At 62.7% G+C, this 25360-nt stretch carries 23 protein-coding genes; 12 read left to right on the forward strand and 11 right to left on the reverse strand.

Features of this window, described 5'->3' with window-relative positions:
* The first annotated feature begins 211 nt into the window (after positions 1–211).
* A complete protein-coding gene (locus FW789_RS18960) occupies positions 212–2314 on the forward strand; it encodes a TonB-dependent receptor (protein ID WP_446431879.1) in 2103 nt (700 codons plus the stop codon).
* Between the two features lie 456 nt (positions 2315–2770).
* Here the strand turns inward: FW789_RS18960 and aguA are convergent, their stop codons facing one another.
* Positions 2771–3877: an agmatine deiminase gene (aguA, locus tag FW789_RS18965; RefSeq protein WP_101322529.1), complete on the reverse strand. Its 1107-nt coding sequence runs from the start codon at positions 3875–3877 to the stop codon at positions 2771–2773.
* Between the two features lie 176 nt (positions 3878–4053).
* The gene (locus FW789_RS18970) at positions 4054–6954 is read right to left on the reverse strand and encodes an aminotransferase (protein WP_446431880.1); all 2901 of its coding nucleotides are present in this window, start codon (positions 6952–6954) and stop codon (positions 4054–4056) included.
* 178 nt (positions 6955–7132) lie between these two features.
* On the opposite strand from FW789_RS18970, the gene rfbB reads away from it, so the two are divergent.
* The 7 genes from rfbB to FW789_RS19005 are packed head-to-tail and all read left to right on the forward strand — an operon-like array spanning position 7133 to position 14204.
* Positions 7133–8215: a dTDP-glucose 4,6-dehydratase gene (rfbB, locus tag FW789_RS18975; RefSeq protein WP_103435306.1), complete on the forward strand. Its 1083-nt coding sequence runs from the start codon at positions 7133–7135 to the stop codon at positions 8213–8215.
* A complete protein-coding gene (rfbA, locus tag FW789_RS18980) occupies positions 8212–9087 on the forward strand; it encodes a glucose-1-phosphate thymidylyltransferase RfbA (RefSeq protein WP_103435307.1) in 876 nt (291 codons plus the stop codon). Before rfbB ends, rfbA begins: the two co-directional genes overlap by 4 nt.
* Positions 9084–9623, forward strand: coding sequence for a dTDP-4-dehydrorhamnose 3,5-epimerase (rfbC, locus tag FW789_RS18985; protein WP_446431881.1), 540 nt, complete (start codon positions 9084–9086; stop codon positions 9621–9623). Before rfbA ends, rfbC begins: the two co-directional genes overlap by 4 nt.
* A 5-nt stretch (positions 9624–9628) precedes the next feature.
* Complete coding sequence (gene rfbD / locus FW789_RS18990; protein ID WP_103438670.1) at positions 9629–10489, forward strand: dTDP-4-dehydrorhamnose reductase; 861 nt, start codon at positions 9629–9631, stop codon at positions 10487–10489.
* Between the two features lie 39 nt (positions 10490–10528).
* Positions 10529–12343, forward strand: coding sequence for a sensor histidine kinase (locus tag FW789_RS18995; protein ID WP_101322533.1), 1815 nt, complete (start codon positions 10529–10531; stop codon positions 12341–12343).
* Positions 12340–13752 carry a sigma-54-dependent transcriptional regulator gene (locus FW789_RS19000; RefSeq protein WP_101322534.1) on the forward strand — a complete coding sequence of 471 codons (1413 nt, stop codon included), beginning with the start codon at positions 12340–12342 and terminating at the stop codon, positions 13750–13752. Before FW789_RS18995 ends, FW789_RS19000 begins: the two co-directional genes overlap by 4 nt.
* Positions 13749–14204 (forward strand): YiiD C-terminal domain-containing protein, encoded by a 456-nt coding sequence (locus FW789_RS19005; RefSeq protein WP_103435309.1) that lies wholly within the window; start codon positions 13749–13751, stop codon positions 14202–14204. The genes FW789_RS19000 and FW789_RS19005 overlap by 4 nt, the downstream gene beginning before the upstream one ends.
* Here the strand turns inward: FW789_RS19005 and cysQ are convergent.
* Together cysQ and nudE are read right to left on the reverse strand one after the other, a co-directional pair.
* A complete protein-coding gene (cysQ, locus tag FW789_RS19010; protein WP_186700519.1) occupies positions 14193–15020 on the reverse strand; it encodes a 3'(2'),5'-bisphosphate nucleotidase CysQ in 828 nt (275 codons plus the stop codon). The genes FW789_RS19005 and cysQ overlap by 12 nt on opposite strands.
* A complete protein-coding gene (nudE, locus tag FW789_RS19015) occupies positions 15017–15583 on the reverse strand; it encodes an ADP compounds hydrolase NudE (protein WP_446431882.1) in 567 nt (188 codons plus the stop codon). Before nudE ends, cysQ begins: the two co-directional genes overlap by 4 nt.
* Positions 15584–15647: 64 nt before the next feature.
* Here nudE and yrfG point away from each other — a divergent pair, with 64 nt between their 5' ends.
* Positions 15648–16310, forward strand: a complete 663-nt coding sequence (yrfG, locus tag FW789_RS19020) for a GMP/IMP nucleotidase (RefSeq protein ID WP_103435312.1) — start codon at positions 15648–15650, stop codon at positions 16308–16310.
* A gap of 57 nt (positions 16311–16367) precedes the next feature.
* Here the strand turns inward: yrfG and lysM are convergent, their stop codons facing one another.
* Entirely contained in the window at positions 16368–16808 is a 441-nt protein-coding gene (gene lysM / locus FW789_RS19025; protein WP_103435313.1) for a peptidoglycan-binding protein LysM, read from the reverse strand.
* A 173-nt stretch (positions 16809–16981) separates the two neighbouring features.
* Between lysM and fdhD the strand changes: the two genes are divergently transcribed.
* From fdhD to FW789_RS19040, 3 genes are all read left to right on the forward strand, one after another.
* The gene (gene fdhD, locus FW789_RS19030; RefSeq protein WP_103435314.1) at positions 16982–17821 is read left to right on the forward strand and encodes a formate dehydrogenase accessory sulfurtransferase FdhD; all 840 of its coding nucleotides are present in this window, start codon (positions 16982–16984) and stop codon (positions 17819–17821) included.
* On the forward strand, positions 17818–20157 hold the full coding sequence (locus FW789_RS19035; RefSeq protein WP_446431883.1) for an FdhF/YdeP family oxidoreductase: 2340 nt from the start codon (positions 17818–17820) through the stop codon (positions 20155–20157). Before fdhD ends, FW789_RS19035 begins: the two co-directional genes overlap by 4 nt.
* Before the next feature lie 223 nt (positions 20158–20380).
* The gene (locus FW789_RS19040; RefSeq protein WP_186700526.1) at positions 20381–20863 is read left to right on the forward strand and encodes a glycine zipper domain-containing protein; all 483 of its coding nucleotides are present in this window, start codon (positions 20381–20383) and stop codon (positions 20861–20863) included.
* 69 nt (positions 20864–20932) lie between these two features.
* Here FW789_RS19040 and FW789_RS19045 read toward each other — a convergent pair whose 3' ends face one another.
* The 6 genes from FW789_RS19045 to FW789_RS19070 form a co-directional block, all read right to left on the reverse strand.
* A complete protein-coding gene (locus FW789_RS19045) occupies positions 20933–21367 on the reverse strand; it encodes an acyl-CoA thioesterase (protein WP_411562447.1) in 435 nt (144 codons plus the stop codon).
* A gap of 34 nt (positions 21368–21401) precedes the next feature.
* Positions 21402–21710 (reverse strand): Txe/YoeB family addiction module toxin, encoded by a 309-nt coding sequence (locus tag FW789_RS19050; protein ID WP_340612800.1) that lies wholly within the window; start codon positions 21708–21710, stop codon positions 21402–21404.
* Complete coding sequence (locus tag FW789_RS19055) at positions 21676–21960, reverse strand: type II toxin-antitoxin system Phd/YefM family antitoxin (RefSeq protein ID WP_103435318.1); 285 nt, start codon at positions 21958–21960, stop codon at positions 21676–21678. The genes FW789_RS19050 and FW789_RS19055 overlap by 35 nt, the downstream gene beginning before the upstream one ends.
* 190 nt (positions 21961–22150) lie before the next feature.
* The gene (locus FW789_RS19060; protein WP_103435319.1) at positions 22151–23695 is read right to left on the reverse strand and encodes a phosphoenolpyruvate carboxykinase; all 1545 of its coding nucleotides are present in this window, start codon (positions 23693–23695) and stop codon (positions 22151–22153) included.
* Between the two features lie 179 nt (positions 23696–23874).
* Positions 23875–24777 (reverse strand): Hsp33 family molecular chaperone HslO, encoded by a 903-nt coding sequence (hslO, locus tag FW789_RS19065; RefSeq protein WP_101322546.1) that lies wholly within the window; start codon positions 24775–24777, stop codon positions 23875–23877.
* Positions 24778–24878: 101 nt separating this feature from the next.
* On the reverse strand, positions 24879–25280 hold the full coding sequence (locus FW789_RS19070) for an RNA-binding S4 domain-containing protein (protein ID WP_101322547.1): 402 nt from the start codon (positions 25278–25280) through the stop codon (positions 24879–24881).
* Between the last annotated feature and the right edge of the window lie 80 nt (positions 25281–25360).

The following is a 25360-nucleotide window of genomic DNA, read 5'->3' on the forward strand; positions in this document are numbered from 1 at the left end:
TGCGTATCTGCCGTTGCGTGGGGCATTTTGTCCCGAGAGGCGGTAATTCAACCTACATGCAGCAATAAATGGCTCTACGATCAGCGCCGCCGTCCCTGTTACATCCAGACACACATGTAAAGACAGGGCTTTACAATTATCCGAGCAAACGTTAATAGCAAGCATTACCATCCGCATCCATTTTTCATTAACTGCTTGTTTGGATGCCGTCATGCGTGTGCCTCGCCGCCTTTCGCCCCTGTCCCTGAGCCTGTCGCTGCTGTGCAGCGCAGGTGTTGCCACTGCCGCCACCACCACCCTGCCAGAGCTTTCAGTCACCGCCGATGGCGAGCGCGAACGGGACAACCCCCGGGTCAAGGACGTCAGCACTGCAACTCGCACCTCCACCCCGGTGCGCGACGTACCGCAAGCCATCGACACGGTGAAGACCAGCAACCTGCTGGATTACGGCAGCAACAACCTGGGCAAGGCACTGGAGGGCATCCCCAACGTCAGCAGCGGTGCCGACACGCGTTTCGACAGCGTGCGTATCCGCGGCTTCGAGAGCAGCAACGACTTCTACTTGGACGGCATTCGCGACGACAGCCAATACATACGCGATCTGCACAACATCGAGCGGGTCGAGGTGCTCAAGGGCCCGGCTGCGGTGCTGTATGGCCGTGGCGGCCAGGGCGGTATCGTCAACCGGGTGAGCAAGGCGCCAGAGCATGGCCGGCGCTCGAGCATCGAAGCCCAGGCGGGCAGCGAAGATATGCGCAGCCTGTACGCCGACCTCAGCGCCGACCCAAGCGACACCATCAGCCTGCGTTTGAACATGGGCAACCTCGACTACAACAGCTTTCGCGATGGTGTCGATGGCAACCGTCAGCTGTTCGCGCCGTCGATGAGCTGGCAACTGACGCCAGACCTGAACTGGCTGGTGCAGTACGAATACAGCCGCTTCAACCGCACCCCGGACCGCGGCATCCCCGGCGTCAATGGCCGCCCGGCCGACGTTGACCGTGGCACCACTTACAGCGACACCCAGCGCGACTTCATCGATGACCAGGCGCAGTCGCTGCGCTCGCGCTTGAACTATCAGCTCAGCGACAACTGGCAGCTGCGCCACACGCTGGGCCTGTTCCAGCTCGACAGCCAGTTCGACAACACCTACGCCACCGGCTACAACGCCGCCAGCAACACGGTGACTCGCCAGCGTTGGCAGCAGGATCTGAAAACCCGCAACCTGTTCAACAACCTCGAAGCCGAAGGCGAGTTCGCCACCTGGGGCCTGCACCACACCGTGCTGGTCGGCCTGGAGCTGGGCCACCAGCGCCGCGACCCGCTGTTGCGCAATGCCTTGCCGACCAACCAAGGCGGCACAGCGGTGCCGAGCCTTGACCTGAACAACCCTGACCGCAGCCTGCAACACAACGGCCGAATGCGCGTGTCGAGCAACAACCACACCGTGGTCGACAGCCGCGGCCTGTACCTGCAAGACCAGATCCGCCTGAACGAGCAATGGCAGATCCTCGCAGGCTTGCGCTTCGATCGCTTCGAAGTCGAGACCACCAACCGCCTGACCAACCGCAGCGAGCCACAAACCAGTACCAGCACCAGCCCGCGCATTGGCCTGGTGTACTCACCGTGGCGCGAGCACTCGTTCTACGCCTCGTGGAGCAAGACCTTTTCGCCAGTCGGCGGTGGCCTGATCGGCATCACGCCAGATGCCGCCGGCAATACCAACGACACCGACCCTGAGCTGAGCCGGCAGAAGGAGGTCGGGGTCAAGAGCGACTGGTTCGACGAGCGTCTGAGCACCACCCTGGCTATCTATGAACTGGAGCTATACAACCGCCGCACCCGCGACCCGATCAACCCTGAGCTGATCCAGCTCAGCGGCCTGCAACGCTCGCGAGGAATAGAGCTGACCGCAACCGGCAACATCGTCGGCAACTGGTATGTGCGCGGTGGCATCGGTCTGCAGGATGCAACCATCGTCAAAGACAACAACGGCCTGGAAGGCAACCGCATCAATGATGTGGCCAAGCGCAACGGCAGTCTGTTCATCAGCTGGAAACCGCAACTGGGCTGGTACGCCGAAACCGGCCTGACAATGGTTGGCGAGCGCTTTGCCGACAACCAGAACACCACCCTGCTGCCAGGCTATGGCCGCTGGGACGCGCTGGTCGGCCTGCGCACCACGGACTGGGATGTGCGCGCCGCACTGAACAACCTGACCGACAAGACTTACTACGCCTCCGCCACCAGCGCCGCACAGATCCAGTTCGGCGACCCGCGCAGCCTGGTCGTGACCGGCACCTACAACTTCTGATTCACTCGCCCAATAAAAACGCCACCGCAATCAGCGGTGGCGTTCTTGTTCAACAGCTCGGGAGCACTGTCTGCTCAATGCCAGATGGCTACCAGCGCCTCCAGCTCAGCATCGCTGATCAGTCCTCGTGGATAGCGCTCATGCAACAGACGTCGGGTATCGGTCGTCCTGACCCGCTTGCTTCCATGGTGCTTCAACCACTGCGTCAGCATTTTGAGCGATTGGTGATTTACTGCCGATGGGCGCAAAACCGACTCACTTGCTGCATTCATTTCAACACATACTCCCTGGGCCCGTGAGCGGCTAACTTACGTTGAGTTTGTGACAGATCGGTTTAAACCTATCTGCTTGAAACACAATGGGAAACGATACAAGAGGTGTGCCATTTACCGCGTCTGCCGTCAGCCGCGCATAAAAAAAGCCCGTCAATCGACGGGCTTCTTTCTGATCAGGGAGTTAGCGCTTATGCGGCGCCGGTTGTTGCTGAGTCAGACAGTGGATGTTACCGCCACCGAGCAGCAGCTCGCGGCCGGGGATCATCACCACCTCATGGTTGGGGAAGATCTTCGCCAGAATGGCTCTAGCTTCGGCATCTGCCGGGTCATCGAAGCTTGGCGCGATGATGCCGCCGTTGACGATCAGGAAGTTCACGTACGAGCCCGCCAGGCGCTCGGCAGGGCTGCGCTCCTGGCTACCGGCCACCTGGTCGACACCTGCGCACTCTTCTTCGGTTGCGTAGAGCGGGCCTGGGATCGGCATCTTGTGCACTACAAAAGTGCGGCCTTTGGCGTCACGGGTGTTTTCCAGCACTTCCAATGCGGCGTGGCAGCGCGCGTAGTTGGGGTCGTTGGAATCATCGGTCCAGGCCAGTAACACCTCACCTGGGGCGACGTAACAGCAGAAGTTGTCGACGTGGCCATCGGTCTCGTCGTTGAACAGGCCGTCAGGCAGCCAGACAATGGTGTCTACCGCCAACTGGTCGCGCAGGATCTGTTCGATCTGCTCGCGGCTCAGGTGCGGGTTGCGGTTACGGTTGAGCAGGCACTCTTCGGTGGTGATCAGCGTGCCTTCACCGTCGACGTGGATCGAGCCGCCTTCAAGCACGAAGCCTTCGGTCTGGTAACGCTGGCAGCGTTCCATTTCGAGAATTTTGGTGGCGACGTCTTCGTCACGGTTCCACGGTGCATACAGGCCACCATCAAAACCGCCCCAGGCGTTGAAAGCCCAATCGACGCCGCGCACTTCGCCGTGGTCGTTGATCACGAAGGTCGGGCCGGTGTCACGCACCCAGGCGTCGTCGTTGCTCAGCTCGACCACGCGGATGTTAGGCAGGTCGAGTTGGCGCCGGGCGTTCTGGTACTGAGCAGCAGACACCCCAACCGTCACCGGCTCAAAGCGGGCAATTGCCTTGGCCAGGGTCACGTGCGCCGCCTGCACCGGCTTGCCACCGAGGCGCCAGTTGTCCGGGCGCTCGGGCCAGATCATCCAGGCCTGGGTCTGTGGCGCCCACTCGGCAGGCATATGGAAGCCATCGGCGCGGGGAGTCGAGGTGAGGGTTTTCATCGGTGTCCTCTGCATTACAGTTGAGGTATGTGAGGGCGCACAGGGTAGCCCGGCATGCACTGAGAGCAGTTATAGCCGATAATTATCTGTAATTATAGTGACGAAGAAGAAAATACAGACGAAGGGCCGACTAAATAACCGATAACAATCGAGTATTGAGTCGACCCAGTTCGCTGCTAGAGGCCTTCTTGCAGGATGCGATCCACACAATCGACAAAATAATCAACGCTGGTCCGGGTGGTGCACATCGGCGGTTTGATCTTGAGGATGTTCAGGTAATCGCCGGTTGGCTGCATGAAGATGCCCAGATCGCGCAGGCGATTGCACAAGGTAGTGGTTTCTTCAGTGGCCGGTTCAAGGGTGTGCCGATCACGCACCAGCTCCAGCCCCAGATAGAACCCTGAGCCATGGGTAGCACCCGCCAGCGGATGTTTATCGACCAATGCCTGCAAGCGCGCCTTGAAGTAGCCGCCGACCTTGCGGGTGTTGTCCCACAGGCCCTCCTCCTGCATCACGTCGAGCACGGCCAGGCCGATCCGGCAACTGACCGGGCTGCCGCCGGCGGACGAGAAGAAGTAACCCTCGGCTTCCAGCGCCTCAGCGATCTCACGACGGGTGATCACCGCACCCAGCGGCTGGCCGTTGCCCATGCCTTTGGCCATGGTGATGATGTCCGGGGCAACACCCTGTTGCTCGAAGCCCCAGAAGTAATCACCGAGGCGGCCATAACCGACCTGCACCTCATCGGCGATGCACACCCCATCACGGGCACGGACCTTGGCGTAGGCCTCGCGCAGGTAGCCCGGCGGCAGCGAAATACCGCCGGCGTTGCCGTACACCGGCTCGCAGATCATTCCCGCCAGCTGACGGCCGCGGGCGTCGAGGTCGGCCAGCTTGGCATCGACGTCACGCAGGTAGTCAGCGGTGCTGTCATCGCCGCGATAGCGACCGCGGAAGGTGTTCGGCGCCTCCACCGGATGCACCCAGTCCGGGCGGGTTTGCAGCGCTTGCGGGTTGTCGGCAATCGAGGTGGAAATCGCATCGGTAGCCACCGACCAGCCGTGATAAGCCTCCAGCACGCTGATCAGGTCACGCCCGCCGCTGTAGGCCCAGGCCAGGCGGATGGCGAGGTCGTTGGCCTCGGTGCCGCTGTTTACCAGAAACACCCGATCAAAGCCTTCCGGCGCCAGCGCCAGCAAGCGCTCGGAGAACTCCGCGACAGCGGCGTAGTGGAAGCGCGAGTTGGTGTTGAGCAGCGACCACTGCCGCGCCGACTCGGCGGCCATGCGCGGGTGGCCGTGGCCCAGCACGGCGACGTTGTTGAGCATGTCCAGGTACGAGCGGCCCTGCATGTCGATCAGGTAGTTGCGCCAGCCGCGCTCGATATGCGGCGGCTGTGCGTAGTAGTGCTTCTGCGAGCGGGCGAAGCTGGCATCGCGGCGCGCCAGCAGCGCTTGCGCATCGGGCAGTGGCTCGGCGTCGCAGGCAAACCCCAGCAAGGCTTGCGGTGACGGGCACAGCGCCAGCCAGGCGGCCGCCGCTGAAGGCGTGGCGAAGAACGGCGGCTGCACGCTGCTATCGCGGCACAGCTGCACGCTGAGCAGGCTGCCAGTAGTGCCGAGCGCCTCACCCAGATTCAGCGCTTGGCCATTCTCCGGCATGCTCTGCAAGCCTTGCAGCCACAGGCTGAAATGCTCGCTGCGCAGGCAGCCGTGGTTGGCGCTCACACGCTGCCATACACCGGCATGCGGCGCTTGCAGCGGGCTGCCCTCAGGTAGCTTCAGCTCGACACCGAGGGCACAGGTGGCCGGCTCGTCGGGACGGTCGATGTGGGTTTGCGACAGCCGATATTGCCCATGCAGGCTGCAAGCCACGCCAGGTTCGGCGGCCAGCACAGCCTGATCAAAACCAGGCTGCTGCCAGTTGCCCGCCTCGCAGTGCCTGCTGAGCACGCCGAGGTCGACTCGGGTGACTGCCTGGCCTGCAAGCGCCGGCAGTAAAGGTGTGCAGCCGGTCAATGGAAGCGCCGGCAATTGCTGGCCAGCGGCTTGCAGAATCGCCGCTTCCATCAATGCTGCTGGCACACAGGTGGCGGTCTCGAAGATCTCCCACTCGTGGGTGATGTTGTCGCGGATGTAATGATTGTCCGGATCGACCGTCAGTTGCTGCTCGCTGCTCAGCACCAGCACCGCAGCACGCATCAACACCAGCGGCCACAGCGCCAGCAGCTCGGCCTCGCTGAGCAGATTGACCTCGTGATAAGCGCTGACCACCGGCAGAATCCGCAGCGGATCACCTTCGGCATGGTGCAGTAGCGCCGCGCAGGTCACCGACAAGTCAGCGATGCGCCAGGTGCGTACCAGGTCGCCAAAGTCGATCACACCTTGCAACTGCCACTCGCGCTGGGCATCGCGCTGCCAGACCACATTGTCATCGGTGATATCCAGATGCACCGCCTGGCTCGGCAGTTGCGCCTGCACCTTGGCCAACACCTCAACTGCCTGCGCAACCACCCCCTGCAGCTGGGCGCGGCGCGGCGTATCGCCCAGCACCGGCAACAGGTGCTCGATCAACGCCTGGGCATGTTGCGGGTCCCACTGCAGGGTGCGCGCAAGGCCCGGATGGTCGAAGTCGGCCAGGGCCAGGTCAACCTTCGCGCACAAGGCGCCCAGTTCGGCCATCAAACTGGCCGGCATATGTTTGAGGCGGGTCAGCGATTGCCCTTCGATATAGTCGAGCACGCGCACGCGCAGTGGCTGGCCGTCGACGTCCAGCGCCAGCAGCGTCTCGCCGTTGCGCGCAGCGCGCACACCCGGCACCGGCACGCCCTGCTCGGCCAGATAGGCCAGCGCCGCATGCTGCGCCTGCAGCTCGATCTCGGCGTAGCTGCCGTGGCAGGCCTTGAGCACGAAGCGGCCCTGGTCGCTGTCCAGGCGCAGGTTCAGGTCCTGCTGGCTGCCCAGCGCCTGCAGGTTACCGCCGAGGTCAAAATGCGCCCTGAGCAAAGCATGTGCCTGCGCTTCGCTGAGCGAAGGGCTTGGCTGGCTGGAACGCTGAATCAGGGTGCTGAGGGGCATTTTGCGTGTGACCTCGGTTTTTTTGTCGCTTATATCGCCACTGCTGCGGCCGATATACAAGAGGCAGCTGCAAACAAGTCGACAGAACAGCTGCCCAAATCAATGCGCTTGTCAGTACCGGCGGCAATCGACAAGCTACGCTCCATCCGACGTCAACCGGTTTTACAGAGGCAGACTGATGCGCATACTCGTCACCGGCGGTGCCGGCTTTATCGGCTCGGCGCTGATCCGCCACCTGATCACCCACACCGAACACGATGTGCTCAACCTCGACAAGCTGACCTACGCCGGCAACCTTGAGTCGTTGCAGCCGATCGCCAGCAACACCCGTTACGAGTTCGTCCAGGCCGATATCGCCGACCAGCCGCTGGTCAGCGCCGTGCTCGAACGGTTCCAGCCAGACGCGATCATGCACCTGGCGGCCGAGTCGCACGTGGACCGTTCGATTGACGGCCCGGCAGCGTTCATCCAGACCAACATCGTTGGCACCTACGCCCTGCTCGAGGCCACCCGCGCCTGGTGGAGCCAGCTGCCGGCGGCGCGGCGCGAAGCATTTCGCTTTCATCACATCTCTACCGACGAGGTCTACGGCGACCTGCACGGTGTCGATGACCTGTTCACCGAAACCACCCCCTACGCGCCCAGCTCGCCCTATTCGGCAAGCAAGGCGGCGTCCGACCACCTGGTCCGCGCCTGGCAGCGCACCTATGGCCTGCCGGTGCTGCTGACCAACTGCTCAAACAACTACGGCCCGTATCACTTCCCGGAAAAACTGATTCCACTGGTGATCCTCAACGCCCTCGCCGGCAAGCCGCTGCCGGTATATGGCAACGGCCAGCAAGTGCGCGACTGGCTGTTTGTCGAGGATCATGCCCGCGCCTTGCTCACCGTGGTCAGCCAGGGTCAGGTCGGCGAGACCTACAACATCGGCGGGCATAACGAGCAGACCAACCTCGACGTGGTCCGCGCCATCTGCGCCCTGCTCGATGAGCTGGCACCCCAGCATCCGGCCGGGGTCAGCCAGTACGCCGAGCTGATCACCTTCGTCCAGGACCGCCCAGGCCACGACCTGCGCTATGCCATCGACGCCAGCAAGATCGAGCGCGAACTCGGCTGGGTGCCGGCCGAGACCTTCGCCAGCGGCCTGCGCAAGACCGTGCAGTGGTACCTCGACAACCGCGAGTGGTGCCGTAACGTCCAGGATGGCAGTTACCAGGGCGAGCGGCTGGGCAACACCCAATTCAAGGATCTGATCTCATGACCAAAGGCATTGTCCTGGCGGGCGGCTCCGGCACCCGTCTGCACCCGATCACCCTCGGCGTGTCCAAGCAGTTGTTGCCGATCTACGACAAACCGATGATCTACTACCCGATCTCGGTGCTGATGCTTGCCGGCATCCGCGACATCCTGCTGATTTCCACCCCGCAGGACTTGCCGCAGTATCGCCAGCTGTTCGGCGACGGCAGCCAGTTCGGCATCCACGTAAGCTATGCCGAGCAGCCTTCGCCGGATGGCCTCGCCCAGGCGTTCATTATCGGCGAAGAATTCATCGGCAAAGACCCGGTGTGCCTGATCCTCGGCGACAACATCTTCCACGGCCAAGGCTTCAGCGAGCAGCTGCTGCGCGCAGTCAGCCAGCCGTCCGGCGCAACGGTGTTCGGCTATCTGGTGAAAGATCCGGAGCGCTTTGGCGTGGTCGAGTTCGACGAGCAGGGCCGCGCCCTGTCGATCGAAGAAAAACCCGCTGTGGCCAAGTCCAACTACGCCGTCACCGGCCTGTATTTCTACGACAACGATGTGATCGAGATCGCCAAGGCCGTGCGCCCCTCGGCACGCGGCGAGCTGGAAATCACCGACATCACCAATGCCTACCTGCAACGCGGCGACCTGCGCGTCGAGCGCTTTGGCCGTGGTTTCGCCTGGCTCGACACCGGCACCCACGAGAGCCTGCTGGAAGCCGCGCAGTATGTGCAGACCATCGAAAACCGCCAGGGCCTGAAGGTCGCCTGCCTGGAAGAAATCGCCTTCCAGAAGGGCTGGATCTGCCGTGAGCAACTGCTGGCCAAGGCTGAAGGCTTGAAGAAGACCGGCTACGGCCAGTACCTGCGCAAACTGGCTGAAGAGTACCCATGAACGTCATCGCTACCGACATCCCTGATGTATTGATCATCGAGCCAAAGCTGTTTGGCGACAGCCGTGGCTTTTTCTTCGAAAGCTTCAATGAGCGCGCCTTCAAGGAGCAGACCGGGGTCAGCATCAACTTCGTTCAGGACAACCACTCGCGCTCGCAAAAAAACGTGCTGCGCGGCTTGCACTATCAAGTGAAAAACCCACAAGGCAAACTGGTGCGCGTGGTCCAGGGCGAAGTGCTCGACGTTGCGGTAGACGTGCGCGTTGATTCGCCGACCTTTGGCCGCTGGGTGGCCACCCGGTTGAGCGCCGAAAGCCATCGCCAGTTCTGGATTCCACCGGGCCTGGCCCACGGCTTTTTGGTGCTGAGCGAGTCGGCCGACTTCCTCTACAAGACTACCGACTACTTCAACCCGACTGCCGAGCGCTGCATCCGCTGGGACGACCCGGACCTGGCAATCGACTGGGGGCTGATCGAAGCGCCGTTGCTGTCGGCCAAAGACCAGCAAGGGCTGAGCTTTCGTGAGCTGTTCCCATGAAGCCACTGAAGATTCTCATATGCGGCCACAACGGTCAGGTCGCCCAAGCCCTACAGGCGCAATTCAAAGGCCGAGCTGAGGTACACGCCCTGGGCCGCGATCGGCTCGATCTGGCCCGTCCCGAGCAGCTGCGCACGCCGCTGCGCGAGCTGGCCCCGGACTTGATCATCAACGCCGCTGCCCATACTGCCGTCGACCAGGCCGAAAGCGAACCGGAGCTGGCTTTCGCGATCAATGCCCAAGCCCCGCAGGTGCTGGCTGAAGAAGCCGCCCAGCTCGGTGTGCCGTTGATCCACTACTCCACCGATTACATCTTCGACGGCAGCAAAGCCACGCCCTACACCGAGCAGGACGCGCCCAACCCTCTGGGCGTGTACGGCAGCAGCAAGCTGGCCGGTGAACAGGCGATCACTGCTGTTGGCGGCCAGCACCTGATCCTGCGCACCAGCTGGGTCTACTCGCAGCACGGGCGCAACTTTCTGCTGACCATGCAACGCCTGTTGCAGGAGAAACCGCAACTGCGGGTAGTCGCCGACCAGATCGGCGCGCCCACCTGGGCCGGCACCATTGCCGCCAGCACCCTGGCCTTGTTCGAGCGCTGGCAGGCCGGCGATGCGGGCGCCTGGGGCACTTACCACCTGAGCGCCCAAGGTGAAACCTCGTGGTTCGGCTTTGCCGAGGCGATCGCCGCGCAGCTCAAGGCGCGCGGCCTGCCTTGCGCCGAGCTGATCCCGATCAGCTCCAGTGAGTACCCAACCCCTGCGCAGCGCCCAGCCAATTCGCGGCTGGACTGCTCGCTTCTGGCGCAACAGTGGCACGTCAGCCAGGCGCATTGGCTGGACGCGCTCAACGACTGCCTGAACTAGCGCATAATTGCGCCAGACTCTTTCTGGCGCAGTTGGCACATGATGCACACCCCGACCTCCCCGCGACGCCCCCGCTGGCGCAGCCTGGCCCTTCTGGCAGTGTGCCTGGCGCCGCTGCTGTGGCCGCTGCATCACCTGGCCGAACGCTATTACCAGGACCAGCTCGCCTCGCAGAATCGCCAGACCCTCGACCTGTACGTGGCCAACCTGCTCGGCACCCTGCACCGCTACGAAACCTTGCCGCAGATCCTCGGCGAGCTGCCGGCGCTGCGCCAGGCGCTGGCCGATCCGTTCAAGATCGAAGCAATCACCAACGCCAACCGCCTGCTCAAGGACATCACCCGCCAGACCGGCGCCGAGGTGATGTACCTGATGGACGTCAGCGGCAACACCCTGGCCGGCTCCAACTGGGATAAACGCGACAGTTTCGTCGGTCGTAACTTCGCCTTCAGGCCGTATTTCATCGAAGCCATGGAAGGCCGCCTGGGGCGCTTCTTTGGCCAAGGCACGACCTCAGCCAAGCGCGGCTACTTCTTCGCGGCTGCGGTGCGCGATGGCGAGCGGGTGATCGGCGTGCTGGTGGTCAAGGTCGACCTCGACCACACCGAAACCCTCTGGGGCAACACCCCCGAGCAACTGCTACTGACCGACCAGAACGGCGTGGTGGTGCTGACCTCGCGCCCGGACTGGCGCTTCCGTGCCACCCGCCCGCTGACCCCGGCGGAGCGCTCGGCGATGCTCGCCATTCAGCCCTACCCGACCCAGGCACCGCAGCCGCTCAACCTCAACCCCGAGGCCTGGCTGATCCAGACCCGCGACATCAAGGAAACCGGCTGGCAGGTGAGCATCCTTGCCCCGCACATCCTCATCGACCGCTCGGTGCAGACGGTCATGGCAATTGGCGCCGGCGCGCTGCTGGTGTTGATCCTGCTGACCGGTTTGGTAATGCAGCGCCGGCGCCACTATATCGACCGCATCGATCTCGAAGCCCGCGGCCGGCAAGACCTGGAAAACCGCGTGGTGGCCCGGACCGCCGACCTCGAAGGCCTTAATACCCTACTGAAAAGCGCCGTGCTCGAGCGCGAGAGCGCCCAGCAGGAACTGGTCCGCGCTCAGGACGAGTTGGTCCAGGCCGGCAAGCTGTCGGTGCTCGGCACCATGTCGGCAAGCATCAGCCACGAGCTCAACCAGCCGCTGGCGGCGATCCGCAGCTACGCCGAAAACGCCGAAGTGCTGCTCGACCATGAACGCACCGAAGACGCCCGCGGCAACCTCAAGCTGATCGGCGAGCTGACCGGGCGCATGGCCTCGATCATCGCCCACCTGCGCGCCTTTGCCCGGCGTGATCGCCATGCGCCAGAAAGCGTCGCCCTGCAACCGGCGCTGGACGACGCCCTGGCCCTGCTGGCCAAGCGTCGCCGGGCGATGGCGGTGGAGCTGGTTCGCGACCTGCCGGACGCGCCGCTGTGGGTTCAGGCCGGCGAAACGCGCCTGCGCCAGGTGCTCGGCAACCTGCTCGCCAACGCCCTCGATGCGCTCACCGAAAAAGCCAACCCGCGCAAGCTGTGGCTGAGTGCCGAACGGCGCGACGAGCACGTCTACCTGTACATTCGCGACAACGGCCCAGGCTTTACCCGCCAGGCGCTGGAGCGCGCCAAGGAGCCGTTCTTCACCACCAAGACCCGCACCCAAGGCCTCGGCCTGGGCCTGGCGATCTGCGAGAGCCTGATGCTGGCGCTGGACGGTGAACTGCTGCTCGGCAACCACCCTGAAGGTGGCGCCCTGCTGACCTTGCGCATGCGCGTGGCCAAGCCCGGCGCGACCCTGCCCACTTCGGAGGACCCCTCGGCATGACGCCCGAGACGACACTGATCGACAGCCGTACCCAGGTGATCCTGGTCGACGATGACCCGCACCTGCGTCAGGCCTTGGGCCAGACCCTCGACCTGGCCGGGCTCAAGGTAGTCACCCTGGCCGATGCCCAGGGCCTGGCCGAGCGCATCGAGCCAGACTGGCCGGGCGTCGTCGTCAGCGATATCCGCATGCCCGGGATCGACGGCCTGCAACTGCTCGAGCACCTGCGTGGCCGCGATCAGGAGCTGCCGGTGCTGCTGATCACCGGCCACGGCGACGTGCCGCTGGCGGTGCAGGCGATGCGCGCCGGCGCTTACGACTTCCTCGAAAAACCCTTCGCCAGCGACGCCCTGCTCGACAGCGTGCGCCGCGCCCTGGCCCTGCGCCGACTGGTGCTGGACAACCGCAGCCTGCGTCTGGCCTTGAGTGATCGCCAGCAACTGTCGACCCGCCTGGTGGGCCAGTCGCCGTCGATGCAGCGCCTGCGCGACCAGATCGGCGCCCTCGCCGGCACCCGCGCCGATGTGCTGATTCTTGGTGAGACCGGCGCCGGCAAAGAGGTCGTCGCCCGCGCCCTGCATGATCTGTCGAGCCGCCGCGATGGCCCGTTTGTGGCAATCAATGCCGGCGCCCTGGCAGAGTCAGTGGTCGAGAGCGAGCTGTTCGGCCACGAGCCCGGCGCGTTCACCGGCGCGCAGAAGCGCCGCATCGGCAAGTTCGAATTCGCCAATGGCGGCACGCTGTTCCTCGACGAGATCGAGAGCATGAGCCTGGATGTGCAGGTGAAACTGCTGCGCATGCTGCAGGAGCGGGTGGTCGAACGCCTGGGCGGCAATCAGCTGATACCGCTGGATATCCGCGTGATCGCCGCCACCAAGGAAGACCTGCGCCAGGCTGCTGATCAGGGCCGGTTCCGTGCTGACCTGTATTACCGCCTGAACGTTGCACCGCTGCGCATCCCTGCACTACGCGAGCGCGGCGACGATATCCTGGTGTTGTTCCAGCACTTCGCCGATGCCGCCAGCCAGCGCCACGGCCTCGCCCCGCACAGCTTGCAACCGGCGCAACGGGCACTGCTGCTGCGCCATGACTGGCCCGGTAATGTCCGCGAGCTGCAAAACGCTGCGGAACGCTTTGCCCTCGGCCTGGAACTGGCCCTCGACGGCCAGCAGCCGCCCGCCACGGCCAGCGCCACGCCGCTGCTCAGCGGCAACCTCAGCGATCAGGTCGAGCAGTTTGAACGCTCGCTGATTGCTGCCGAACTGACCCAGCCACACAGCTCCATGCGCAGCCTCGCCGAAGCGCTGGGCGTGCCGCGCAAAACCCTGCACGACAAGTTGCGCAAGCACGGCCTGAGCTTTGCTGATCATGCCGGCGGCGCTGACGATCACGAGGACTCGCGCCCATGAGCGACGACCGCCAATATCTGGAAGAAGTACTGCACAGCGACATCCCGTTGACCCGCGAGATGGGCCTGCAAGTGCTCAGCTGGCAAGACCAGTGCCTGCAACTGCAGCTGCCACTGGAGGCCAACGTCAATCACAAGAGCACCATGTTTGGCGGCAGCCTGTACTGCGCGGCGGTGCTGGTCGGTTGGGGCTGGCTGCACCTGCGCTTGCGCGAGGCGGGCATCGATGACGGCCATATCGTCATTCAGGAAGGCCAGATCAGCTATCCGCTGCCGGTCACCGGCGCCGCGGTTGCCCGCTGCCAGCCGCCGCAAGACAAAGCCTGGGAGCGCTTCGTGACGATGTACCAGCGCCGAGGGCGAGCGCGCCTGACGCTGGATACGGTGGTCAGCAACAGCGGCAGCACTGAGCCCGCCGTCACGTTCAGTGGGCAGTACGTGCTACATCGTTGAGGCGAGCTTGATCAGTGCCTGGCGCCACGGGGCGGCGCTGGGCAAAGCCAGGAAGAAGGGGTTGAGCAGCGACTCCCGCGCCGGGTAACGGAACGGCTGGCCGTCCAGACCGATCACCTCACCGCCAGCGCCTTCGAGCACGCCTTGCGCGGCAGCGGTGTCCCACTGCGAGGTCGGTGCCAGGCGCGGATAACAATCGGCTTCACCCTCTGCCAGCAGGCAGAACTTCAGCGAGCTGCCGACGCTGACCAAGTCCAGCTCACCCACCGCACCGCTCAAGCCAGCCAGCAGCGCTTCCTGCTGTGGGCTGGAGTGACGGCGGCTGGCGACCACCGTGAATTGGGCGTCAGCAGGCGGCGCAGTGCGCACCTGGATCGGCGCAGCTGGCGCATCCTGATCGGCGCGCCAGGCGCCCAGCTCGCGGCCACCAAAGTAGCAGCGGTTGTTGGTCGGCATGCTGACCACGCCAAATACCACTTCGCCCTGCTCGATCAGGGCGATGTTGACGGTGAACTCTTCGCTGCCGGCAATGAATTCCTTGGTCCCGTCCAGCGGATCGACCAGCCACCAGCGGCTCCAGCCGGCGCGTTCGGCAAGGGCAATGTCGCAGTCTTCTTCCGACAGCACCGGAATCTGCGGCGCCAGCGCCTGCAAGCCTGCAGCGATGACGTGGTGGGCCGCCAGATCGGCGGCGGTGACCGGCGAATCATCCGCCTTGGACATCACCGCCACATCAGCGCGCCAGTGCGGCAGGATCGCTTCGCCGGCAGCCAGCGCCAGCTTGACCACTTCGTGCATCAGTTGTTGATCGTTCATACGCTGAGCAACCCGCGCTGGGTGAGCATGTCACGTACCAGGTACAGCGCCGCCAGTGCGCGGCCTTCGCTGAACTGCGGGTGCATCGCCAGGGCCGACAGCTCGCGCAGGTTTACCTTGTCGACACCCATCGGCTCCGGCTCGTCGCCTTCGAGGCGTTCTTCGTAGAGGTCGGTCGCCAGCACCACCTGGATCTTCTGGCTCATGTAGCCCGGCGACAGCGACAGCTCGGTCAAATGTTCCAGCTGGCGTGCGCCAAAACCGGCCTCTTCCTTGAGCTCGCGGTTAGCCGCTACCAGCACATCCTCGCCCGGTTCGATCAGGCCCTTGGGCAGCGACAGCTCGTATTCGTCGGTGCCGCCGCAGTATTCCTCGACCAGCACTGCATGCTCGGCGTCGAGCATCGCCACGATCATCACCGCGCCATAGCCATTACCGCGCCCGACCAACCGTTCGTAGGTCCGCTCGACACCGTTGGAAAAGCGCAGCTCGACGGATTCGACCCGGAACAAACGGCTATCGGCGACGATTTCGCGGCTGAGGACGGTGGGTTTCTGGCGCATGGGGCAGCTCCTTGGCGTGAACGGGTTACTATACCGTGGCTAGCCGACTGATCGAGAGTTTCCCATGCCTGTTCTTCCCTGGTCTGCCATCGACACTGTTCTGCTCGACATGGACGGTACCCTGCTCGACCTGCACTACGACAACCAGTTCTGGCTGCAACACCTGCCCCAGCGCTACGCCGAGCTGCACGGTATCAGCCGGGCGATGGCCGAGCTTGAGCTGCAGCCGCTGTTCGAGCGTAACGCCGGCACGCTGAACTGGTACTGCCTCGACTTCTGGAGCCAGGAGCTGAACCTGCCGATCCGCGAGCTGAAGCAAGAGATCGCCGACCTGATTGCCCTGCGCCCGGATGCCGATACGTTTCTAGCGGCGATTCGCAAAGCGGGCAAGCGTGTAGTGATGATCACCAATGCCCATCGTGATTCGTTGTCGTTGAAGTTGGAGCGGGTGGAGCTGGCGGGGTATTTCGAGCGTTTGATCAGCTCGCATGATTACGGCTATCCCAAGGAAAGTCCGCTGTTCTGGGATGCGCTGCAGGCCGATATTGGTTTTGATCCGGCGCGCAGCTTGTTCATTGATGACACTCTGGCGATTTTGCGCAGTGCGCAGCGGTATGGGGTCGGGTATTTGCTCGCGGTACGCCAGCCGGACAGCAAGGCAGCGCCGCGGGATACTCAGGAGTTTGCGGCGGTAGAGGATTATCGGGAGTTGTTGGCGGGGCTCTGAGCTGGACGCAAGAATGCAGGGGCCGCAGCGCAGCCCCTGCACCCGGCCGGAACTGGCTTACTCGGGAATCCGCAACACCTGCCCCACATAGATCTTGTCCGGATGCGAAAGCATCGGCTTGTTGGCTTCAAAGATCTTGTTGTACTTGTTCGCGTCACCATAAACCCGCTTGGAAATCGCGCTCAACGTATCGCCCTTCACGACAGTAACGAAAACAGCCGCCTTAACCACCGGCCCGGTCACGGTAATCTGGTCGTCAACGCTGGCCACACCCTCGATGTTGCCCGCCGCGAGGATGATCTTTTCCTTCTCCTCCTGGCTGGCCACGTCGCCCGTGAGGGTAATCTTGTCCCCATCAACCGTAGCGGTGATATTAGGGTTACCTAGCCCCACCTTGCTCACGTGCTCCTTGATCTGCTCTTGGGCCTTGGCATTGCCAGGCGTGAGCAGGTCGATCAACTTCTCGCCGGCTTCCTTCACGAAACTGAATAGGCTCATTGCGCGCTCCTTGTTGATAAATCCTCGGAACGGCAAGTCTAGGACAGGTTTGCCCAACCCGCCCGGGTGCGACCAATCGACGCGCTCTATCACGGCATAGAACCTTGCGATTAGACGTCGCCGACGCACAAGCCTAGGCTTGTGCACTAATGAGCCAGACGGTACTGCGCCCGATGAACAGCAAACCTCCGGTCTGCGCGGCGTCCACTGCACTGTCCCTGCCTGCCGCCAGCAACACCTACGACTACGTCCAACTCAGCGATGCCGAGCGTGCCAGCACGCCGCTTGCCGAAGAAGTCGCGCTGGCGATCGCCTACAACGGGTTGAGCCAGGCCGTGATGCTGGTCAGCCCGACCGATCTGGAAGATTTTGCCGTCGGTTTCAGTGTCGGCAGCGGCATCGTCGAAAGCACCAATGAAATCTACGACGTAAAGCTTTCTGGCAGTGGCTCGGCGCTGTATGCCGACCTGGAGATTGCCAGCCGGGCGTTCTGGAACCTGAAAAACCAGCGCCGCCAGTTGGCCGGTACCAGTGGCTGCGGCCTGTGCGGTGTCGAAGCGCTGGAGCAAGCGCTGCCAGAACTGGCCAGCCTGCCCGGCGCGCCGCTGCCACCGGTAGAGTGGCTGCACGACCTGCGTCGGCGCATCGATCAGTTTCAACCGCTGGGCCAGCACTGCGGTGCAGTCCATGCGGCGTTGTTCATGAATAGCCAAGGTGAGCTGTTGCTGGGCCGTGAAGACATCGGCCGGCACAACGCGCTGGACAAGTTGATCGGCGCCTTGCTGCGCGAGCAGATCGACACCCAGGGCGGCCTGGCCATCGTCACCAGCCGCTGCAGCCTGGAACTGATCCAGAAAGTGCTGCGCGCAGGCATCCAGACCCTGGTCAGTTTGTCGGCGCCCACCGGCCTTGCCCTGCAATGGGCGCGCAAGCATCAGCTCAACCTTATTCATTTGCCCAAACACAGTGCACCACGGGTGTTCAGCCCCGTGGCGGAGTCGAAATCGCCGTGACCTCGCATCAGAAGCTTCCGCAAGAACAAACTCCACCTCGCTACAAGCCCTACAACGGCGCCGCCGGCGGCTGGGGTGCGCTGCGCAGTGTGGCCAAGGCCTGGGTTGGCAGCGACAACGCACTAAAGAACATCCGCGCCCTGCTCAAGACCAACCAGAACGGCGGTTTCGACTGCCCGGGCTGTGCCTGGGGCGACTCGCCTGAAAGCGGCATGGTCAAGTTCTGCGAGAACGGCGCCAAGGCAGTCAACTGGGAAGCCACCAAGCGCCGTGTCGATGCGGCCTTCTTCGCTCGCCACAGCGTGACCTCGCTGCTTGAGCAAAGCGACTACTGGCTCGAGTACCAAGGCCGCCTGACCGAGCCGATGCTGTACAACCCGGCCAACGACCGTTACCAGCCGATCGACTGGGACAGCGCCTTCGCCCTGATCGCCCAGCACCTGAACGGCCTCACCAGCCCGGATCAGGCCGAGTTCTACACCTCGGGCCGGGCCAGCAACGAAGCGGCCTACCTGTATCAGCTGTTTGTCCGCGCGTTCGGTACCAACAACTTCCCGGACTGCTCGAACATGTGCCACGAAGCCAGCGGCGTGGCCCTGGGCCAGAGTGTCGGGGTCGGCAAGGGCACGGTGACCTTCGATGATTTCGAGCACGCCGATGCGATCTTCGTCTGGGGCCAGAACCCTGGCACCAACCACCCACGCATGCTCGACCCGCTGCGCGATGCGCTCAAACGCGGCGCACAGGTGATCTGCGTCAACCCGCTCAAGGAGCGTGGCCTGGAGCGCTTCCAGCACCCGCAGAATGCGCTGGAGATGCTCACCAACAGCGATCGCCCAACCAACTCGGCGTACTTCCGCCCTGCCCTGGGCGGCGACATGGCATTGCTGCGCGGCATGGCCAAGTTCCTCCTGCAGTGGGAGCGCGAGGCCCAGGCCAAGGGCGAGCCGGCGATCTTCGATCATGTGTTCATTGCCGAGCACGGCCACGGCATCAATGAGTACCTGGCGGTGGTTGATGCCACCCCGTGGGATCAGCTGCAGGCCCAGTCGGGCCTGGATCTGGCCGAGATCGAACAGGCTGCGCGCATGTACTGCAAGGGCAAGCGCGTGATCATGTGCTGGGCGATGGGCATCACCCAGCATCGCCACTCGGTGCCGACCATTCAGGAAATGGTCAACGTGATGCTGCTGCGCGGCAACATCGGCCAGCCCGGTGCCGGCCTGTGCCCGGTGCGCGGCCACAGTAACGTGCAGGGCGACCGCACCATGGGCATCAACGAGCGGCCGCCAGCAGCGCTGCTCAATGCCCTGCAACAACGCTTCGCCTTCCCGGTGCCGCGCGCCAACGGCCACAACACCGTCGAGGCGATCCACGCCATGCTCGATGGCCGTTCCAAGGTATTCATCGGCCTGGGTGGCAACTTCGCCCAAGCCACGCCAGACACCGCGCGCACCGCTCAGGCGCTGCGCAACTGCGACCTGACGGTGCAGATCAGTACCAAGCTCAACCGCAGCCATCTGATGCATGGCAAGCAGGCGTTGATCCTGCCGTGCCTGGGCCGTACCGACATCGACATGCAGGCCGATGGCCCGCAGGCGGTCACGGTGGAAGACTCGTTCAGCATGGTCCACGCCTCCAATGGCCAGCTCAAGCCGCTGTCGAAACAGATGCGTTCCGAGCCTGCAGTGATTGCCGGTATTGCCGCGGCAGCGCTGGGCAAGCGCCCGGTCGACTGGCACTGGCTGGTGGCTGACTACGACCGGATTCGCCAGCTGATCGCCGACACCATCCCCGGTTTTGCCGACTTCAATCAGCGCCTGAAACACCCGGGCGGTTTCTACCTGGGCAACAGCGCTGGCAGCCGCAAATGGCAAACCGCGAACGGGCGCGCCAACTTCAAGGCCAACCTGCTGCCCGACTCGCTGCTCGATGAGCGCGTACGCGCCAGCGGCCAGTTGCCGGACCTGATCATGCAATCGATGCGCTCGCACGATCAGTACAACACCACCATCTATGGCCTGGATGACCGTTACCGCGGGGTCAAGGCGCAGCGCGACGTGCTGTTCGTCAACGAAGCCGACATCATTCGTCTGGGCTTCGCGCCTGGGCAGAAGGCCGATATCGTGTCGCTGTGGGACGATGGCATCGAGCGCCGGGTACGTGGCTTCACTCTGCTGGCCTACGATATTCCGGCTGGGCAGGCGGCGGCCTACTATCCAGAGGTGAACCCGCTGGTGCCGCTGGAGAGCATTGGCGACGGCAGCCACACGCCGACTTCTAAGTTCATCGCGATCAAGCTGGAACGTGCCAGCGACACCGGTCGGATCCTCTGACGGCATAGCCTCATCGGCTTTCTGAAGACCAAAAAAAAGCCCTTTCCGCAATGGTCAGGGCTTTGTCTCAAGTAACGTATGACAGGCAAAAAACGATTAAGTTTCATACTGAAAACAGTAACTTAGAGAATTGTGTACAACTCGTGTTACTCGTCGGATTTCAATTGCCAGAGTGCTCGCCGAGCCTCAAATTCGCCCTCGTCATCCCTCTGAGGTTCTCTTGATGAAGAAGTACTCCTCGATTCTGTTGTTGTCTTTTGGCTTGCTCAGCGGCGTTGCCATGGCAGGCGGCACGACTGAAGCAGGTATTGGCGGCGCACTGGGTGGGGTACTCGGCTCAGTGGTCGGCCAGCAGCTTGGCGGCAGCACCGGCGGCGCGATTGGCGCAGGCCTGGGCGGCGCAGCCGGCAGTGCGGTCGGTGCCGATAAACGTCAACGCGGTGAAGCCGCAATCGGTGGTGCCTTGGGCGCAGCCGGCGGTAACGTGATTGGCCGCAGCGTCGGCGGCACCAATGGCAGCTACATCGGTGCAGCCGCTGGCGGCGGCGCAGGTGGCGCGCTGGGTAACTACATGGGCAACAAGGCCGATGAAGACGAGCGCGACGACCGTCGTTACCGTCGCGGCTACGATGACCGTCGTCACTACGACCGCGGCCACCACTATGGCCACCGCAAGCACAAACAGAAGCGCCACTGGCGTCACTGATAGCCAAGGGCTTTGCCCAGGCATCAAAAGGCCCCGCCCCTCCCGGCGGGGCCTTTGCATTTGTGCCCTTTAAAGGTTGGCCCGCAGGCCTGCCAGGGTCGCCTGCATGGCCTCAGGCAGCACGGCAGGCTGGCCTGAGCTGCGCTCGATGAACACCTGCACCAGGCTGCCCGCCGCACACGCCTGGGTCTCGCCTGGGCGGAACAGCGCCAAACGGTACTCCACGGTACTGCCGGCCAGCCGCGTCACGCCCAGGCCTACCTCGAGCACATCCGGAAACGCCGGCAAGGCGTAGAAGTCGGCTGCCGAACTGATCACCAGACCCGCCAGCGCGCCGTCGCGCAGGTCGAGCTCGGCCTGCTCCACCAGAAATGCCTGTATCGCGGTTTCAAAAAAGCCATGCACAGTGGCGCCAGCGATGTGGCCGTTGACGTCGTTGTCTTGCGGACGGGTGAGGATTGGGTGGAAGTGGTTGAAGTCGGAGCGCAGGGGGGATTCGGTCATGGATTACCACGCAGGTTGATTACATGAAGCCGCTTCAGTCATCGTAGTGGAAACGACATTGCAGGATGGTTAGCGTGCCGCTTTCGTAAAAATAGACCATGCGATGCTCGCGGGTGACGCGCCGAGACCAGAACCCAGACAAGTCACCTTTCAGCGGCTCAGGCTTGCCGATTCCTTTGAATGGGCTACGCAGACAATCGGCAATCAAGGCGTCCAGCCGCTGAAAGACATCGGCATCGTTCGAAAGCCAGTGGTTGTAGTCTTCCCAGCCTTCCGAGGTAAACGCGATGCTTGCGGTATTACGGGCCTCAGTCTTGTTGCGTTGCTTGGACTTCGTGCTCATTGATAGTCAGTTCCTTGGTAATCGCCTTACCGGAACGGATCTGAGCGATAGAGGAGCGCAGACGCTTGGCGTTTGCAGATGATCCCAACAGGTACATGGTTTCGCGCATGCCGTTGTAATCGTCCAAAGAGATCATCACAACGGGCTCACCGCGCTGGCGGGTGATGACTGCTGGCTCGTGATCTCGACAGACGTCATCCATTGTCTGCTTCAGGTCGGCGCGAGCCTGGCTAAAGGTCAATACATGCATTGGTCAATCCTTTCCAGGAAGCGCCTGGAGCAGGTGTTTCAGAAGGTGTTTCGCTTCAACAAACGCTCGTGGAGCGCATGATCAGACGCGAATCATTGTACGACACTTTGTACATGCGTCAAGATGACAAATCTGACGCAAAAAAAAGCCGCCCCTAAGGGCGGCTTCTATCCAGCGTACCGGTTAAAGCTTACAGCTTCGGCCCGGCAGCCTTGATTGCGTCGGAAACGTCAAACTTCTTGAAGTTCTCGATGAACAGCTTGGCCAGACCTTTGGCAGCCTCGTCGTAGGCAGCCTTGTCTTCCCAGTTGGTACGCGGGTTGAGCAGGTTGGTATCGACACCTTCAACGGCTTTCGGCACGTCGAGGTTGATGATGTCCAGGTGTTCGGTTTCGGCACCCACCAGCGCGCCGCTCTGGATCGCAGCGATCACAGCACGGGTGGTCGGGATGCTGAAGCGCTTGCCAACGCCATAGCCGCCGCCGGTCCAGCCGGTGTTGACCAGGTAGACCTTGGAGCCGAAGCCGTTGATGCGTTTGATCAGCAGCTCAGCGTATTCGCCAGCAGGACGCGGGAAGAACGGCGCGCCGAAGCAGGTGGAGAAGGTCGACTTGATGCCGCCGCCCGAACCCATCTCAGTCGAACCGACCAGCGCGGTGTAACCCGACAGGAAGTGGTAGGCCGCTTGCTCGTTGTTCAGGATCGACACTGGCGGCAGCACGCCGGTCAGGTCGCAGGTCAGGAAGATAACGGCATTTGGCTCGCCGCCCAGGTTCGCTTCGGAACGCTTGGCAACGTGCTCCAGCGGGTAGGCTGCGCGGCTGTTCTGGGTCAGGCTGACATCAGCGTAGTCGGCGTGCTTGGAAGCGTCGTCGATGACCACGTTTTCCAGAACTGCGCCGTGCTTGATGGCTTTCCAGATGACCGGCTCGTTCTTCTCGGACAAGTCGATGCACTTGGCGTAGCAGCCGCCTTCCATGTTGAAGACAACGCCTTCGCCCCAGCCGTGTTCGTCGTCACCAATCAGGTAACGGCTTTCATCGGCCGACAGAGTGGTCTTGCCAGTGCCGGACAGGCCGAAGAACAAGGTTACATCGCCTTCTTCGCCGATGTTCGCTGCGCAGTGCATAGGCAGTACGTCAGCGGCCGGCAGCAGGAAGTTCTGCACCGAGAACATGGCTTTCTTCATTTCGCCGGCGTAACGCATGCCAGCGATCAGGACTTTCTTCTGGGCGAAGTTGATGATCACGCAACCGTCGGAGTTGGTGCCATCGCGCTCAGGCGAGCATTCGAAGTTGGCAACGTTGAGCACTTGCCACTCATCACGACCGGCCGGGTTGTACTGCTCCGGGTTGATGAACAGGCAACGACCGAACAGGTTCTGCCAGGCAGTCTGGGTGGTCATGCGCACTGGCAGGTAGTGCTCGGCGGCAGCACCTACATGAACATAGGACACAAAATGGTCCTGGGCGTTGTTGAACGCTTCAACGCGAGCCCACAAAGCATCGAACTTGTCGGCCGGGAACTTGCGGTTGATCGGGCCCCAGGCAATTGCCTCGGTGGTGCTGGGTTCGTCGACGATGAAACGGTCCGCTGGCGAACGGCCGGTGCGGTGACCGGTTTTCACGACCAGCGCGCCAGTATCGGCCAGCTCGCCTTCACCGCGGGACAGCGCTTCTTTTACCAGCTCATCGACGCTCAGGTCGGTGTACACGGTGTTGTTGGCTTGCGTCATGAGATACCCCATCCGGCCCGAGGCCGAGTGCTCCAAACGTTTTGTAGTGGTCCGAAAAAAACGACTACAGCGAAAAAAGTGGCCGGATTATGCCAGAAAAGCCCAAAAAAAGTAGACCCCTCCTGTCAGAACTGCGGTTTATCGCAGAACGACAGGAGAATTCACTGCAATTAAACGCTTCAGTGACGTGTTTCTGCTGCGCCGCTTGTGCCGCCGCCAGCAAACAATTGCGTAACGTCGGTCGCATCAAACAGATAACGCTGATTGCAGAACTGGCAATCGACCTCGATTTGGCCACCATGTTCAACTACCAGCTGCTGAGCGTCTTCCTGACCGAGACTGACCAAGGCATTGCCTGAACGTTCCCGCGAGCAGCTGCAGCGGAACTGCAACGGCTGCAAGTCGAACAGGCGCACAGCCTCTTCGTGGTACAGGCGATGGAGCATGGTTTCGTTGTCCAGGCCCAGTAATTCCTCGGCTTTGACAGTGTTCGCCAAAGCCTTGACGTGGTTCCAGCTTTCATCGCGCTCATCGCTGTCTTTCTGACGGTCGGCAGGCAACTGCTGCACCAGCAAGCCACGGGCACGCGAGCCGTCGGCAGCCAGGGTGATGGTGGTGTTGATCTGCTGCGACATGACGAAGTAGTTGGTGAAGCACTCCGACAGGTCCTTGCCGTGCAGGTCGACCATGCCCTGGTAGCGCTGACCGTTGATCGGGTCGACGGTCAAGGCCAGTACGCCATCTGGCATCAGGTCGGTGAGGGTTGCATCGGCGGCAATCTGGTCCGCCTCATAGCGGGCCAGGCCACGGATGTCATGCTCGCTGGAGCATTCGATCATCAGCAACGGCACTGGGCCTTCAGAGCGCGCCTGCAGGATCAACAGGCCGTCGAACTTGAGGGTGCCCACCAGTAGCGCGGCGGCGGCCATCAACTCACCGAGCAGGAGCGCGACCGGCTGCGGATAGGGGTGCTTGGCCAGCACTTCGGCATAACTGCGCTCCAGCCCGACCATCTCGCCACGCACGTCGCGGTCGTCGAACAGGAAACGTTGAGTGAAATCGGTAGCAGGGAGGTCGCTCATAAGGTTTTGGCTATCTGGAAAAATAATGTCCACATATTAACAGGCCTGGTACGGCCCACGCATGAGGCGCTCCCTGTCTCATCCTCTTGAAACAGCACAGATCAGTCGAAGCTGCCGTGCAGCTGGTGGATCTGCCGGCGCTGTTTCTTGTTGGGCCGACCATCGGTCGTCATCCCCAGGGCGCCATCCTTGCGCTGCTGCGCGGCCTGCTCGCGGCGGCGGATGCTCTCTTCGGTTTCGCCATACAGCAGCTGCGCCTCAGGCGCGCCGCGGCGTACCACCGACAGCGCCTTGACGACGATGGTGCGCTCGTCAAAGCCGGTACGCAGGACGAACTCGTCGCCCACCCGTGGCTCCTTGCCGGGCTTGCAGCGCTCGCCGCGGCAGTGCACCTTGCCGCTTTCTATGGCCGCCTTGGCCAGGGCGCGGGTCTTGTAGAACCGCGCGGCCCACAGCCATTTGTCCAGGCGTACCTTGTCGTCTTCTTCCGACTTTTGTGCCATCTCTTTACCTCGAATTCTGTCTTTAACCGAACTGTACTACCGTCACTGACGGATGCAAAAATTCTGCGCGGTGCTTAAAG

The organism is Pseudomonas sp. 1121_17 (assembly GCF_052850745.1).